Source organism: Actinoalloteichus caeruleus DSM 43889, assembly GCF_000429185.2.
GTDB lineage: Bacteria > Actinomycetota > Actinomycetes > Mycobacteriales > Pseudonocardiaceae > Actinoalloteichus_B > Actinoalloteichus_B caeruleus.
In genome coordinates this window covers 1,478,909-1,492,941 of sequence record NZ_AUBJ02000001.1, presented here as the reverse complement: position 1 = coordinate 1,492,941, position 14,033 = coordinate 1,478,909, and the positions used below count along the sequence as shown (strand labels likewise).

The following is a 14,033-nucleotide window of genomic DNA, read 5'->3' as shown; positions in this document are numbered from 1 at the left end:
GGCGGTCTGCACTGGCACGCCGGTCGTCAACGGTGGATCGCGTGGGTGACGACCGGGTATAGCGATAGCGGGAAGCGCCGGACGCGCAGCGCCAGCGGCCGGACGAAGACTGAAGCCAAGGAGAAGCTCCGCGAGCTGGTCAGCGACCGCGACGCCGGCCTCACGAGCGACGGTGGATACACCGTTGCGGACGCGGTGACCAGCTGGCTCGCACACGGGCTTCATGGGCGCAACCCCAAGACCGTGGAGAACTATCGGTACAACGCCCAGGGGCACATTCTCCCATTCCTAGGCCGGCGGAAGCTTCGCGAGCTGTCGGCCGAGGACGTCGAGCTCTGGTTGTCCCGGCGGGCGGCGCACCTGAGCACGCGGACGCTACGGCTGCTGCACTCGATCCTGAGCCGCTCCGTCCGCCATGCCCAGGCTCGGGACAAGGTGGCGCGCAACGTCGTGAACCTCTGTGACATCCCGGGGGGCCGACCGGGGCGTCCGTCGAAGTCGCTCACCCTGGAACAGGCCATGTCGGTCCTAGACGCAGCCGTCGGGACACCGTTGCACGCCTACATCGTGTTGTCCCTATTGATAGGCGCACGCCCCGAGGAGCTGCGACCGCTCACGTGGGATCACGTCGACCTGCACGGCCGGCCGGCAGCGACGCCGCCGGTACCACGCAGCATCGAGGTCTGGCACTCTGTCCGCGCGGGCGGAGACACCAAGACCAAGAAGTCTCGACGGACACTGGCGCTGCCGCTCCGCTGCGTCGTGGCGCTGCGCCTTCATCGCCTGCGCCAGGTTGCGGCGGCCAAGCGCGGCGGCCGCCGCTGGGACCCGCGCGGGCTGGTCTTTCCGTCCACTGCCGGCACGCAGCTCGACGCGCATAACGTGCGCCGGGCATTCCGCCGAGTCATCAAGGCAGCCGGCTTACCACCGGAGCAGTGGACGCCACGGGAATTGCGGCACAGCTTCGTCTCGGTGATGTCGGCATCTGGAGTCCCGGTGGAGGACATCGCGCGACTCGTCGGGCACAGCGGGACGGCGGTGACTGAGCGGGTCTACCGGAAGGAGATTCGCCCGGCGCTGAACGAAGGAGCGAAGATCATGGACACCGTCTTCCAGACACGGTAGACAGGCAGATAGGCAGGCAAAAAGCGATCAGGGCCGATGCCCTGTAGCATCGGCCCTGATCGTAACCGTCGGGACGACAGGATTTGAACCTGCGACCCCTTGACCCCCAGTCAAGTGCGCTACCAAGCTGCGCCACGTCCCGGTTACCGTCTCGGTGTGAACACAGACTACCCCACGCCTCCCACGCGGCCCGACCGGGGGGTGCGTATCGTCGTCAGGCCGTTCTGACCTGGGGTGATGTGGCACCAGGAAGAACGAGGTCCCCTTGTTCCCGGGCTACCGGTAGGGGGTCTCACCTGCCCTGGCCGTTCGTCCGGGCGGGAGCTGGCCCGGTGACGTCGATCCGCTCGGCGATATCGGCGGGCACCGTCAACGGGTGCTCCTCGGGCAACAGCGCACGCGCCCCGTCCTGATCGCCAGCCCGCACCAGGCGCCCCACCTCGCGGGCGAGTTCGGTGACGTCGGTGAGTTCCACGATCCACTCGTCGACGTAGCGGCGGCTGGCCTCCGGGCCGAGCCCGATCTGGATGGAGCGCTGGGGAAGGGGGTTCAGGTCCATGTCCCGGTCCGGGTCCCACTGCACCCGGACCGGGCTTTCCGCCAGCTGCCGTCGCCAGGCCTCCCTGTTCGGGTGCCGTCCCGCGCCGTGGCTGCTGGCGCACGACCGGCGAAGAGCCCACCACAGCCCTTCGAGGCTGATCCGCACGGCGAGCACCCGTTCCTGGCCTGGCTTCGTGGCCCAGCCGCAGCGGTACATCATCCAGCGGAACGAGGGCTTGATCCAGGTCATCCGCTCCTGCTTGAAGGGAGCGACGAAGGTGCCGGCCCGCAACGCCGGGTCGGCGATCGCGGCCGGGTAGGCCTGGTAGACCACGACGCTGCTCGCGTCGGCATTGGCTCGGACCTCGCGGAGGGACACGGGACGAGCATCGGGTGCGCCGGCCGCTGGGGCAACGGATTTCCCCGGGGTGGCCCCGGGAGCCCGGCCGGGGCGACGGGTGGTCACGGACGGGGAGGAGCACGGTTGGGCGCCGGGTATGGGTCCGGGCTCGCGGGGCGGGGCCGCCACCAGTGGTGGCGGCCCCGAGTCAGTCCGGGTCGACCAGGAGTGCTCAGCGTCCCCAGAAGTCGAAGACGACCTTGGCGACATCGGTGTTGTTCAGGTACTGACCCCGGACGGGGTCGATGTTGTCGGCGTGCTGTTCGAGACGGCTCGCGCCCGGTCCCTTCGCGAACAACGGCACGAGGGCGTTGGTGTGGTTACCTGAGTGCCAGGAGACGTGGGGCAGCTGCCCGGCCGAGCCGATCACCGGGGTCCAGGTCGGGTCGGCGCCGGGGCCGGCCAGGTAGCCGGTCTCGTGGTCGGCGGTGACGACGACGAGGGTCTCGTGCCAGCTGCTGGACTCCTCCACCCAGTCCACGACGGCCTCGACGGCCCGGTTGAAGTCGATCTGCTCCTCGATCACCCGTGCGGTGTCGTTGTCGTGGCTGGCCCAGTCGACCGCTCCACCCTCGATCATGAGGAACAGCCCCTCGTCAGAGGCGTTCTCCAGGACGGCGAGGGCACTGGTCGTCATGTCGGCGAGGGTGGGCACGTTCTCGACTGGCGGCGCGGTGTAGGGGAGCGCTCCGGGGACCGGTCGTCCGTCGGGCGTGCGGTCCGGGCCTCCTCGGTCGTACTGGAGGGTCGCCGCGACCTGGGGAACGCCGAGCACGTGGCGGGGTGGGTTCGAGGACTGGGCGAGCGCGGCGAACTCCTCGGGGGTTTCGACGAGGTCGAACGCGGTGGCGCCCCGCTGCACGGCTCCCCAGGTCCACTCGTCGACGTAGCGGTGGTCGGGCTCGTCGCGACGCTGACCGTCCTCGTCGAAGTCGGGGTGGCCGGGGCCGAAGACGACGTTGATGTCGTGCTCGAACAACATCTCCTTGGCGATGCCGTGGTAGTCGTTGCGGTCCGGGTTGTGGGCCACGTAGGCGGCGGGGGTGGCGTGGCTGAACGGCACGCTGGAGACGACGCCGGATGCCTTGCCCAGTTCCTGGGCCCGTTCGGTCAGGTTCTTGACGGGACCGCGGTCCGGGGCGAGACCGATCGCACCGTTGTAGGTGCGGACTCCGGTGGCCAGCGCGGTGCCGGCGGCGGAGGAGTCGGTGAAGTCCTCGCTGGGGTAGTCGAACCCGGCCCACGCCCGGTCCGCCTCGTAGGAGTGACCGTCGTGGTAGGTGGACATGCCGAGCTGGACGGGCCAGTCCTCGTAGACCTGAGCGGGGGTGGCGGGCAGGTGCTCGGTGGTTCCCGAGTCGGGGTCGACGCGGACCTGGTGCGCGGTGGTGCCGTGTTCCCAGAGGCTCGCGACGTCGACGTGGTTGTAGCCCATGCCATCGCTGATGAGGTGAATGACGTTCTTCGGGCCGAAGCCGAGCGGGGCCACGTGTTCCGCCGTGCCCGGTTCCAGACCCACGGCGGTGGGCGCGCCGATCGTCAACGCGAGGGCGCTCGCCGCGGCCACGGAGGCGGGTCTCCGCCAGCGTTGTCTACCCGCTTTCTCGGTCATCACGTCACTCCCTTTCCGAGTGGGTGCTTCCGTTTCGCTGGTGTGGCCCGCCGGCAGGGCATTCACACTCTGTCATCACACTTTGGTGAATGCAAGATGGACGTACTGTCTCGTTCGGGTCGCTCTCGTGCGGTTCCTCGTGTTCGGGGCCGCCGGGCGACGGCCTCGATGTCACTCTCGGTAACGTTCGTGGTGCGAAGTTCCCTTTTCTCCGCGCGTGCGGTTCCTTTTCCGTGAGGAGGTTCGCGGCCCTTTCGGGAAAAGGCGGGTCAATCATCTCCCCCGATTTCCGGAATCGGCGACGGCGGTGGTGGGAAAAGGGTGCTCCACGTGTTTTCGGCGTGCCGTTCGCGCGGCGCCGGAAGCGGGGGGCGTCCGAGGAGCGGGGGCGGCGTGGTGCCGTTCGCGGTGCGCAACGGCGGTGCGCTCTGGCGCGCTCCACTCGGCCGGATCGCTGACCGTTCGGCCGGAAGGGGGTCACCTGTCGGGTGGCGGCGGGCGGTGGGGGATTCGCCGACGCCGGCAGGTGCGGGGCGGCCGGGGCGTCCGCTCGGATTCGTGAGTTCCGCGTGAAGTGGGCCGGTGGTCCGTGCTTTCCCGGACCACCGGCCGTGGCATCCCGTCCGCGACCGGGCACCGAGGGTAGTCCCCGCCGCCGGGGTTCCGGCCACCGCACCGCACGCCGGGCCGAGCCGGCTGGCACCGGCTTCACCGGTCCGGCGGCGGCGGATCGCCGTGATGGACGTGTCGTCGACCGGGGTGAGGCCGGTAGGAAAGGAGGGGTGGCGGCGAAGCACGACAACCAGTGGCCCGTGGTGGTAACCGACTCCTGCGCCGGGGCCTACGCCCGGTGGCGCGGGCTCACCGACCACGGCGCGGCGAAGGCGACCCTGCGGCGGATGGTCGACGAGCTGGGTGAGGTCACCGACCAACTCCCGCCCCAACTGGCGGGCCGACGGAGCAGGTCCGGGTTCTTCCTCCTGGTCCCGGACACCCTGGTGCTCCCCCTGGTGCGCGACTCGGACGGGTCGACCCGCTGGATCGCGACCCACTGCGTTCCCTTCCCGGCGTGCGATCCGCCCGACCTGGACGCCCTGGTGGCCCTGCGGGGCCGGGAGCTGCTGGCCCGGATCCACCTGACGCGGCACGCGGTCGAACGGTTCCAGGAACGCTGTGGGGGCGCCCCCGACCTCGACGACGCCGCCCGGCAGCTCAGGAGCACGATCGCGCCGACGGTGCGGGCTCGTCGCCGCCCACCGGGTTGGTGCCGGACCACCCCCGCCGAGGTGTTCCTCGTCGCCGGCGAACACGACCAGTACTGCCTGCCGTGTCGGCCGGGAGCGGTGGCCGAACTGGACGCGACCACCTGCCTGCACCGCGCCTCGGACCTCTTCGAGCGCACGGGGGCGAGGCTGCACGCCGTGTGCCAGGTGGACCGGACCCGGTTGCCGGTGGGCGGCGAGGCCGACCGGCTCCTGTCGTCCTCGGTGCCCCTCGGCGGAACCCTGGCCTGGGCACGTCCGAAGTGGGCGGCCCCCCACGACGGGGCGACCTGGTGGGTCGTCTTCCCCAACCGCGTCGCCGCGCCCGTCCGGTGGCAGCCAGCGAAACCCAACCGGCCGCTGCGGGTGCTCGGAGTCCACGACGGCCGGCCCTGGCCGGTCCGGTTGTGGAGCCGTATCCGCCACCGGCTCCGCCGTCGGGGGACTGGAAACCGACCCGGGTGATCCGCATCGTGGACCGGTGCCCCGGTGGGGAGCGGCCAGCGGAGGAGGTTTCGGGGCACGGGCCGTGGCATTCCCGGGTGACCGAGGAGCCACACGGGGCGCCTCCGCGGGGGAGTGGACACCGGGTGCCGTGCCGGGAACGGCGCATCGCGCGGGCAGGGGCCGCTCACTGTCCTCCCCGCGCACCTCCCGGCTCGGGGAGGCCGGTCGCGACCCGGGACGTGTGCGGCGGTGGCACCGCATGCCGCCGTTCCTGGCGCCCCGCGGTCGCTGCCACGCCGTGGGGTTATTCCTCAAGAGTTCGGTCGTTCACGGACCAGGGCGGAGGGGCGCTCTGCTGGAGCCGTGTCGATGTCGCTCGGCGCCTCGACCGGCGGTCGGAGCCGGACCGCCCGCCGAGGCCGGGCAAGTCGCGGACGAGTCGGGGCACACCCTCCCCCGGACGAATCTGGGCGGATCGCCAGCGGGTTCGGGCGACCGGTCCGGATCGGGCAGGGGCCGGCCCGCCGTCCCGGGCCGGCCCCGTACCAGTGGTCCCGCTCAGCTCAGGTCGAGCTCCCACGGTTCCTCGGTGACCTGCCTGCCCTCCCCAGTGGAGTAGTACGCCCGGGTCCGCACGGTCACCGGGCCGTCCCCGTCAGGGACCACCCGGTAGCGCAGGTGCGCGCCCTCACCGGGAGCCAGCTCGCCGACGGTGTGGTCGCCCAACGCTTCGACCGTCCACCCCTCGGGCGCCACGAACGCCGGCCGCACGTCGCGCACGACCTCGCCGGAGTCGTTGACCACGCTCACGGTCATGGCGGCCTCCGCACCGGCGGTGGCGTCGCCGGCCAGCAGGTGCGTGGTCACCCCGGCGGCCTCGGCGGTCCGCAGGTAGGGCTCACCTCCGGCCACCGCCGGCCCGGGCAGGCCGGCGCCTTCGGACAGCACCAGCTGTGGTGGCACACCGAACCGCCCCGTGCGCGGGCCCAGCACGGTCAGACCGCCTCCGGCTCCCCGCAGGGTGACGGTGACCTCGCCGTCGGCGACGGCGGCCCGCATGTCCTCGACGTCGAGGTCGAGCAGCACCCGGTAGCCGTACTGCCCCGGGTGGAACCCGGACTCGTGGGACAACGCGCCCCTGGCGTCCGCCGGGTCGTCTGGGAGCACGACGGCCTCCGTCTCCACCACGGTTCCCGCGCCGGACACGGTCGCGCTCAGGGTGGTCGGGAAGACCCGTTCCGAGGTCTGGGGGAACGAGGTGCGCGGCAGCGACGGGCGGGACGCGGCCGCCTCGAGGACCAGCTGGGCGCTGTCGAAACCACCGTCCCGCAGGTCCTCCGGCACGGTCAGGTGCCAGCGGAACTCGCCGTCACCCCACCCGACCACGGCCGACGCGCCGTCCTGGGAGAACACCTCCGAACCCTGGGGCCACTCCACGTCCGCGCCCGCCGGGTCGAGGGCCAACGTTCCCGCCGCCTGCTCGGCCGCCGCGCCCCACGCCGCCAGCACCGTCTGGCCGGAGGCGACCGGTTGGCCGTCGGAGAGCAGCTCCGCGTCCAGTCGCCCGGCGACGAACCCGTCAGGCGGACGGACCTCCACCGTCGTCAACTCGGTGACCGCGAACGTCTCGGGCGAGACCGGTACCTCCGCCCAGTCCGAGGACGGCAGCTCCGCCCCGGTGCCGTCGGTGCCGGTCACCCGCCACCGCAGCGTGGTCTCCCCGAGGTCCCGACCGGAGAACAACGACGAACGCACCACCAGTCCGATCGGGTCGTCCCCGACGAGCCGTTGCACGGGGCGTTCCCCGACCAGCAGCACGTCGTCGGCGTTGGCCAACCCGACCCCGCCCTGCGCCCCGTCGGCGTCGAGGTAGCCGGGCACCTGGAGGGTGCGGTCGTAGGCCGCCCACCCGTTCCACTCCCACTCCAGGTCGGTGAGCTCGGTGAACAGGTAGCCGCTCATCTTCTGCTCGGCGCGGAACAGCTCGGCGGTGTACCGGAAGGGCGTGGCCACCTCCTGGTCCTTCTCCCGGCCACCGCTCCACGGGCCGAACTCGGAGTTCATCAGCGGCTGCCCGGACTGGGTCCGCCCGTCCTCGAAGTTGTGCGTCGACCCGGGGTAGGTGTTGGACACGATCCGGTCCACCGTCGCCGCCCACTCCTCCCAGGTGGAGTAGTAGCCGTGGAAGTCGTTGATGTCGGTGACCAGGTGGCCGTTCTCGCAGCACGGCGAGTTGTCCACCACCAGCCGCGTCCCCCGCACCAGGTCCGTGGTCAGGTCGAACATCCGCTCGATCCAGGGTTTGGCGTCGTCCCTGATCGGGCCACCCGGTGTGGCGTTGAAGCCCCACGCCTCGTTGAACGCGTCCCAGATGACGATGGACGGGTGGTTGTAGTCGCGGTGCACGGCGTCCCGCAGGACCTCCTCCCACAGGCGTTCGGCCTCCGGTCCGTAGCCGTCGTAACCGAAGTTCGGCTGGTCGTACCAGACGAGCAGCCCCAGGACGTCCGCCCAGTGGTAGTACAGCGGGTCGTTGACCTTGATGTGGGGGCGCACCGAGTTGAACCCGAGCTGCTTGGTCAGCGCCAGGTCGAACAGCACCGATCCCTTGCCGGGGTCCTCCAGCTCGCCGCCGCGCAGGTCGGCGCCCTGGTACAGGCCGGTGTAGCTGTAGTTGCCCCACGGGTTGAAGTTCTGGTCCAGCACCGAGCGCAGGTAGACGGGCCGGTTGTTCAGGAACAGGTACTGGTACTGCTCGGCCGGGTCGTCCTGCTCCTCGGGCGAGTGCCCGGGGAGCCACTCACGACTCACGGTGCGCAGCCCGAACCAGGTGTCCACCCTGTCCGATCCCGCCTGATCGGTGAGGCTCGCGTCCACCCGGTACAGCCAGGGCGCCTCCGGTTCCCACAGCCGGGGGTCGGGCACGTCGATGACCGCGCTTCCCGCGCCGTCCACCAGCGTCACCGTCGCCGTGGCCACCACCTCGCCGACGGTGGGCTCCACGGGCACCGGCAGCCCCGGCGCGGACACGCCGTCCTGCCGCTGCCCGGCACGCGCGCCCGGTTCCCCGTCCTGGGCGCGCACCGCCAGCTCCACCGTCCCGTCAGGAGCGCCCCGCGCCTCGACGTCCACCGTGACCCGGGCGGCGGTGGCCTCGCGCCCGTCGAAGTCGATCTCCGGTGTGGTGTGCACCGTGGTGAGCCGCGCCGAGTCCGCCGGTTCGATCCACACCGACTGCCAGATGCCGCCCGTGTCGGTGTACCAGCCCATCTGCTTGCCCTGGGGGTACGGGGTGGTCGCGGAGTTGTCCGGGACCTCGACGCGCACGACGAGGGAGTGCTCCGCCCCGGGGCGTAGGGGGCCGAGATCGACGTCGAAGGGGGAGTAGCCCCCGTCGTTCTCCCCGACGCGGTTCCCGTCGAGGAACACCTCCGCCCGCCACTCGACGGCGCCGAAACGGAGCAGGGTGCCGCGGTCGGTCGGCCAGTCCTCGGGGACCGTCAGGTCCCGCTGGTACCAGACCGTTCCCCTGGCCTCGGCGAACTGGCTCGCGTACACCTGGTTGCCCGCGCGCCGTTCCTCACCGATCCCGGCGAGGGAGTTGTAGGCGAAGGGCACCCGCACCGCGTGCGCCCACTCGTGGTCCCCCTCGTGCCAGCCCTCGTCCACGCCGACGTCGGAGGGGTCGAAGTCGAGCGACCAGGTGCCGTTCAGCGAGGCCCACTGGCCGTCCACTCCGGCGCGGCGGTCGAAGTCGGGGCGGGGGTAGTCCGGGTGTGGGACGGTGTCCGGGGTTTCCGCCTCCAACGCGAGGGTCACCGGTGCGTTCGGATCCTCCAGTGGGTGCCAGCCGAAGGAGTAGCCCTGGCGCGCGGCGACCAGGGCCAACGCGTCCACCGGGGCCTCGGGCACGGTGAACCTGCCGTCGGCGTCGGTCCGCACGGTGCTGGTCTGCTCGGTGACGTGGACGACCGCGCCGGGGAGGGGGCGGCCGGTGTCCGCGTCGACCACCTGGCCGTTGACAGTGGTGGTGGCCGGTTCGGCGTCGGCGGAACCGGGGGTGCTGAGTGGAGCCATGCCTCCCATGATGACCACGGCGGCGAGGATCGCGGTGGGACGACGTCGGGGCGGATGTGGTCGGGCCGGGGTGTCTGCGCCTTGCCGGGACCAATGCATGACTGGCACCTCTCCTGGTCGCTGCCGTTCGTTCAGCCCTTGCGCGTCGGGGTGGTCGCTGGCTCGGGTGTCCCGCGACCGGGTTGGTGGGCTCGGGGGCGGTGGTCGTGCCGGGCTTGCCAGCATCGGTGACCTTCGCCGGTGGGTGGCGAACCGACGCGGCTCGCCCGCTCGTCCGGGTGAGTCGCGGACGACGGCGGCCGGGCGTTCCGGGGCGCCGGCTGGGGCCGCCGGCGGGCCGGGCGCGGGCGGGCGAGGCCCCGACCCGGAGCCGGCGCCCGTCGGGCGCGGCAGTGGACGGGGGTGGTCGGGGCCGTCCCGCCGGCGGTGGCGGTTCCCGTTCCGGCGCGCCCCGGGGGCGGATCGGGGCGCCGGGCACCAGGCGGGTGGGCGTGGTGTCGTTGGCCGCCCGGTGCGGTGGCCGCACGGTGGGCGAGGTGCGCGCGGGGGTCGGTGTGCCGGCTGGGCCACGGCGGGCCGGGTTCCCTGAGGGGCGGCACGGGTGTCCCGCCGCCGCTGGGGACGTCGCCTGGTCCGGGCCGCGCCCCGGTGTCGGCGCGCCGGGTGGCCGAGCTCTCGGGATCGGCCGTCTCGGGGGTGCCCTCGAGCCGGGCGCCAGCCGCCCAGGGGACTGACCGGGGCACGCGTTCGGGGTGGGCTCGGGGGAGTCGGGCGAGTTCACGGGAGGGCGAACCGCGCAGCAACCCACACCTCCGACCCGGCGAGGGCACGACCAGCTGGTGGGGTCGTGGTCGGCGGCGACGCCGACGAACCGAGCCTAGGGCGGTCCCGGCGGAGGTGGTCCCGCTGAGCAGGCGAAGTCCCATCCGCTCGGACGGCGCAGCGCGTTCGACGGGAAGCGGACCCACCTACGCCGGACGAGTGAGTGGTGCGCACCCGGTGCACGATGGCACGACCCGACGCGCCGGCGAGTGCGCGTCGGGCCGAGGTGCTCCGGTCCCGGCCGGAGCGGGGAACGGGTGGCCCTCCGCTCGCGCGAAGCCCGGGTCCTCGGGCCCGGTGACCGCCTGACCCGTGTCGGAGGTGGGGACGTCGCCGCACCGCGTCGGGGTGGCGGTTCCGGTGGGCCCGCGCCCGCTCCCGTCGGCTGGCCGGCGCGCGGGCCCGTCCCACCAGGAGCCACGGTTCCGAGCGGAGGGCACCGGTGGGACGTGGTGCCGGGAGTGTTGGGGTCGAGGCGGCCGTGTGTTGGGCGGCGCCCAACCGGAAACCCGGACGGCGGGAACTCCACCAAACTAGATGAAACTTCAACTAAACTGGCGTGGTCGGGACGACGCGCGTCCCGAGTCGCACCAGGAGGGGCGCCATGCCAGCCGTCACCGTCGAGAACACCCTGGAACTGCCTCGCCTCGCCGAGGCGGCCCCCGAGGGTCGTCAACGCCCCGTCAGGTCCGTGACCACCGCGCCCTCCGGCCACGAGGGTGAGGGGTTCCCGGTGTACCGGGCGTTCGCCGGCGTCTCGGCCGGTCTCCTCGACCCGTTCATCCACCTGGACCAGATGGGCGAGGTCGAGTACGCGCCCGGCGAGCCCAAGGGAACCCCCTGGCACCCGCACCGGGGCTTCGAGACCGTCACCTACATGATCGACGGCCAGATGGAGCACAGCGACTCCCACGGCGGTGGCGGCGTGATCGCCGACGGCGCCACCCAGTGGATGACGGCCGGCAGCGGCATCCTCCACATCGAGAAGCCACCGGAGCACCTGGTCATGTCGGGTGGCCTGTTCCACGGCATTCAGCTCTGGGTCAACCTGCCCCGCGCCAACAAGTGGAACCCACCCCAGTACCAGAGCATCGAGGGCGGGGAGACCACCCTGCTGTCCTCCCCCGACGGAGGAGCCCTGGTCAGGGTGATCGCCGGCGAGGTCGACGGACACCACGGCCCCGGCAACACCTTCACCCCGATCACGCTGCTCCACGCGACCCTCAGCCCCGGCGCCCGCCTGGTGCTGCCCTGGCGCACCGACTTCAACGCGCTCGTCTACGCCCTCTCCGGGCGCGGCGGAGTGGGGGAGGAGCGGCGCCCCCTGCGCGCGGCCCAGCTCGCGGTCTTCGGCGCGGGCGACCTCCTCACCATCGAGGCCACCGACCACCCCGACGCCCGCACCCCCGACCTCGACGTGCTCGTCCTCGGTGGCCAGCCGATCCGGGAGCCCGTCGTGCAGTACGGGCCCTTCGTCATGAACTCGAAGGCGGAGGTCATCCAGGCCTTCGAGGACTTCCAGGCCGGCCGGATGGGCGTCATCCCCACCGAACGCGTCCCGCACGCCGGGCACGACCAGGCACCACCGGCCCGGGAGAACTGACCGGGTGGCACGGGTGGCGGTCGACCGGCGTCACCCGCACCCCACCCGCGCACTGCCGGGACGGGGCGCACCGCCGTCCGCCCCCGACGCCGCCGTGGCGGCAACGGTGGGCCCACCAGGACACGCGGGAACTCCGCTCCTCGTCGTGCGCTCGCCACCACGGCCGTTCGCCGCCACGGCCGCTCGCCGGTGCCGGCCCACCGCCGTCCGGTCCGGCCAGGCGTCCACGGCGGCGCCCGGCCCGGACCCCCCATCCCGAGGGATGGACGGGTGGTCGGGGGAAGGCTCAGGACAGCACGTCCGGGTCGGGACCCCCTCGGGCGCCGGTCTCCATCCCGGCGATGGAGTCCATGTCGTCCGCGTCGAGGCGGAAGTCGAACACGTCGATGTTCTCCCGCATCCGAGACGGGGTCGACGACTTCGGGATCACCACGTTGCCCAGCTGGATGTGCCAGCGCAGCACGATCTGGGCCGGAGTGCGGCCGTGTTTGGCGGCGAGCTGGGTCAGCGTCGGATCCTCCAGCAGGCCCCCCTTGCCCTGGCCCAGCGGCCCCCACGCCTCGGTGGCGATCCCGTTGGACGCGTCGAACTCCCGAACCGCCAACTGCTGGAGGCGGGGGTGCAGTTCGACCTGGTTGACCGCCGGCACGATCCCGCTGGCCTCGAACAGCCGGGCCAGGTGCGCGGGTTGGAAGTTGGACACGCCGATGGCCCTGGTGCGGTCCTCGGAGTAGATCCGCTCGAAGGCCCGCCACGTGTCCACGTACCGGTCGAGCTTGGGCGCCGGCCAGTGGATGAGGTACAGGTCGACCTGGTCCAGGCCCAGGCGTTCCAACGAGGCGTCGAAGGCGCGCAGGGTGGAGTCGTAACCCTGGTCGGTGTTCCACAGCTTCGTGGTGACGAACAGTTCCTCCCGGGGGATTCTCGACTCGGCGAGCGCCCGGCCGGTCCCGACCTCGTTCTGGTAGAGCGCCGCCGTGTCGATGCTGCGGTACCCGGCGTCCAGCGCCGCCCGCACCGTCGCGGTCGCCTCCTCGTCCGGAACCTGGTACACGCCGAAGCCGAGCTGGGGCATGGCGACGCCGTTGTTCAGGGTGAGCGTGGGAACGGTGGTCACGGCGAGGACGTCCTCTCCTGTTCGGTGGAGAACCGCGGGACGCGCGGTTCCTGGGGTGGCCGGTCGGCCGCGCGGGTCCGCCCCGGAGGGGAACCCGCTCTCGTGGGGCTACCCAGCACGGGCGGGAACGCACCTCGGACCTCCCGCCTCACCGTGACCGGCTCGGGGGCCGGGCCGGGCAGGCGCTCCCGGCGCGGCGGTCCCGATCCTGGCCGAGAACGCCGCCCGACCGGCCCGGGGGGTGGGTGGCCCGGAGCGTTCGACCCAGTTCCCCGAGGTGAACGGCCCCTCCCGGAGCCGAGGAATACCCGGCCGGGGCATCGTGTTGGTCACCAGTGCCGGCACTCCCAACCCCAGGAAGCAGGCAATCCATGAGCAACACGGTCGAACTGACCAAGGAGAACTTCAACGAGGTCGTGTCCGAGAACGACTTCGTTCTGGTCGACTTCTGGGCGTCCTGGTGCGGCCCCTGCCGCCAGTTCGCGCCCGTCTACGACCGCGTCGCCGACAAGAACCCCGACCTGGTGTTCGGCAAGGTCGACACCGAGGCCCAGCAGGAGCTGGCCGGGGCGTTCGAGATCCGTTCCATCCCCACCCTGGCCATCATCCGGGACAACGTGCTGGTCTTCTCCCAGCCCGGCGCCCTCCCGGAGGCGGCGTTGGAGGACGTGATTCGGCAGGCGCGGGAACTGGACATGGACGAGGTGCGGCGCTCCGTCGCCGAGTCCAGCAAGGCCGAGTGAACCGCTCGCCGTCACGCGTCGCGCCCGCCCCGGTGCCCTGAACGGGTGCCGGGGCGGAGCGCTGTCGTAGGCGATTGGGGTCCCCGCCCGGAGACCGGGAGTCCCCCGGTCCCCTCCAGTCCTCGCCCGGTGACCGCCTCTCCGACCAGCTGGACGCGCGCCGTCACCGCCCCTGGTCGACGAGCACCCGGACGTCCCGCCACCACGTCACCTCGAAACGGCCGGAATAGCCGTCGGGCGGGTTGGCCGGCCGAACCGCCCGGCCCCGCCACCACCCACATCCGC

At 72.2% G+C, this 14,033-nt stretch carries 8 protein-coding genes and 1 tRNA gene; 4 read left to right on the top strand and 5 right to left on the bottom strand.

Annotation, left to right across the window (positions count from 1 at the left end; translation table 11 throughout):
• The first annotated feature begins 45 nt into the window (after positions 1-45).
• Complete coding sequence (locus G443_RS05010) at positions 46-1,125, top strand: site-specific integrase (RefSeq protein ID WP_245588932.1); 1,080 nt, start codon at positions 46-48, stop codon at positions 1,123-1,125.
• A 68-nt stretch (positions 1,126-1,193) separates the two neighbouring features.
• On the opposite strand, the gene G443_RS05005 is transcribed toward G443_RS05010, so the two are convergent.
• The 3 genes from G443_RS05005 to G443_RS04995 form a co-directional block, all read right to left on the bottom strand.
• Positions 1,194-1,267: transfer RNA gene (locus G443_RS05005), tRNA-Pro, on the bottom strand.
• A gap of 150 nt (positions 1,268-1,417) precedes the next feature.
• Positions 1,418-2,044, bottom strand: coding sequence for a DUF4291 domain-containing protein (locus G443_RS05000; RefSeq protein WP_051314300.1), 627 nt, complete (start codon positions 2,042-2,044; stop codon positions 1,418-1,420).
• A 193-nt stretch (positions 2,045-2,237) separates the two neighbouring features.
• Entirely contained in the window at positions 2,238-3,677 is a 1,440-nt protein-coding gene (locus G443_RS04995) for an alkaline phosphatase (protein WP_051314301.1), read from the bottom strand.
• 782 nt (positions 3,678-4,459) lie between these two features.
• On the opposite strand from G443_RS04995, the gene G443_RS04990 reads away from it, so the two are divergent.
• On the top strand, positions 4,460-5,404 hold the full coding sequence (locus G443_RS04990; RefSeq protein WP_026420285.1) for a hypothetical protein: 945 nt from the start codon (positions 4,460-4,462) through the stop codon (positions 5,402-5,404).
• Between the two features lie 540 nt (positions 5,405-5,944).
• Here the strand turns inward: G443_RS04990 and G443_RS24875 are convergent.
• Positions 5,945-9,463, bottom strand: a complete 3,519-nt coding sequence (locus tag G443_RS24875; RefSeq protein ID WP_026420286.1) for a glycoside hydrolase family 2 — start codon at positions 9,461-9,463, stop codon at positions 5,945-5,947.
• 1,426 nt (positions 9,464-10,889) lie between these two features.
• Between G443_RS24875 and G443_RS04975 the strand changes: the two genes are divergently transcribed.
• A complete protein-coding gene (locus tag G443_RS04975) occupies positions 10,890-11,888 on the top strand; it encodes a pirin family protein (protein WP_035292903.1) in 999 nt (332 codons plus the stop codon).
• A gap of 286 nt (positions 11,889-12,174) precedes the next feature.
• Here the strand turns inward: G443_RS04975 and G443_RS04970 are convergent, their stop codons facing one another.
• A complete protein-coding gene (locus tag G443_RS04970; protein WP_026420287.1) occupies positions 12,175-13,005 on the bottom strand; it encodes an aldo/keto reductase in 831 nt (276 codons plus the stop codon).
• A gap of 371 nt (positions 13,006-13,376) precedes the next feature.
• On the opposite strand from G443_RS04970, the gene trxA reads away from it, so the two are divergent.
• Entirely contained in the window at positions 13,377-13,748 is a 372-nt protein-coding gene (trxA, locus tag G443_RS04965; RefSeq protein ID WP_026420288.1) for a thioredoxin, read from the top strand.
• Positions 13,749-14,033: the final 285 nt, after the last annotated feature.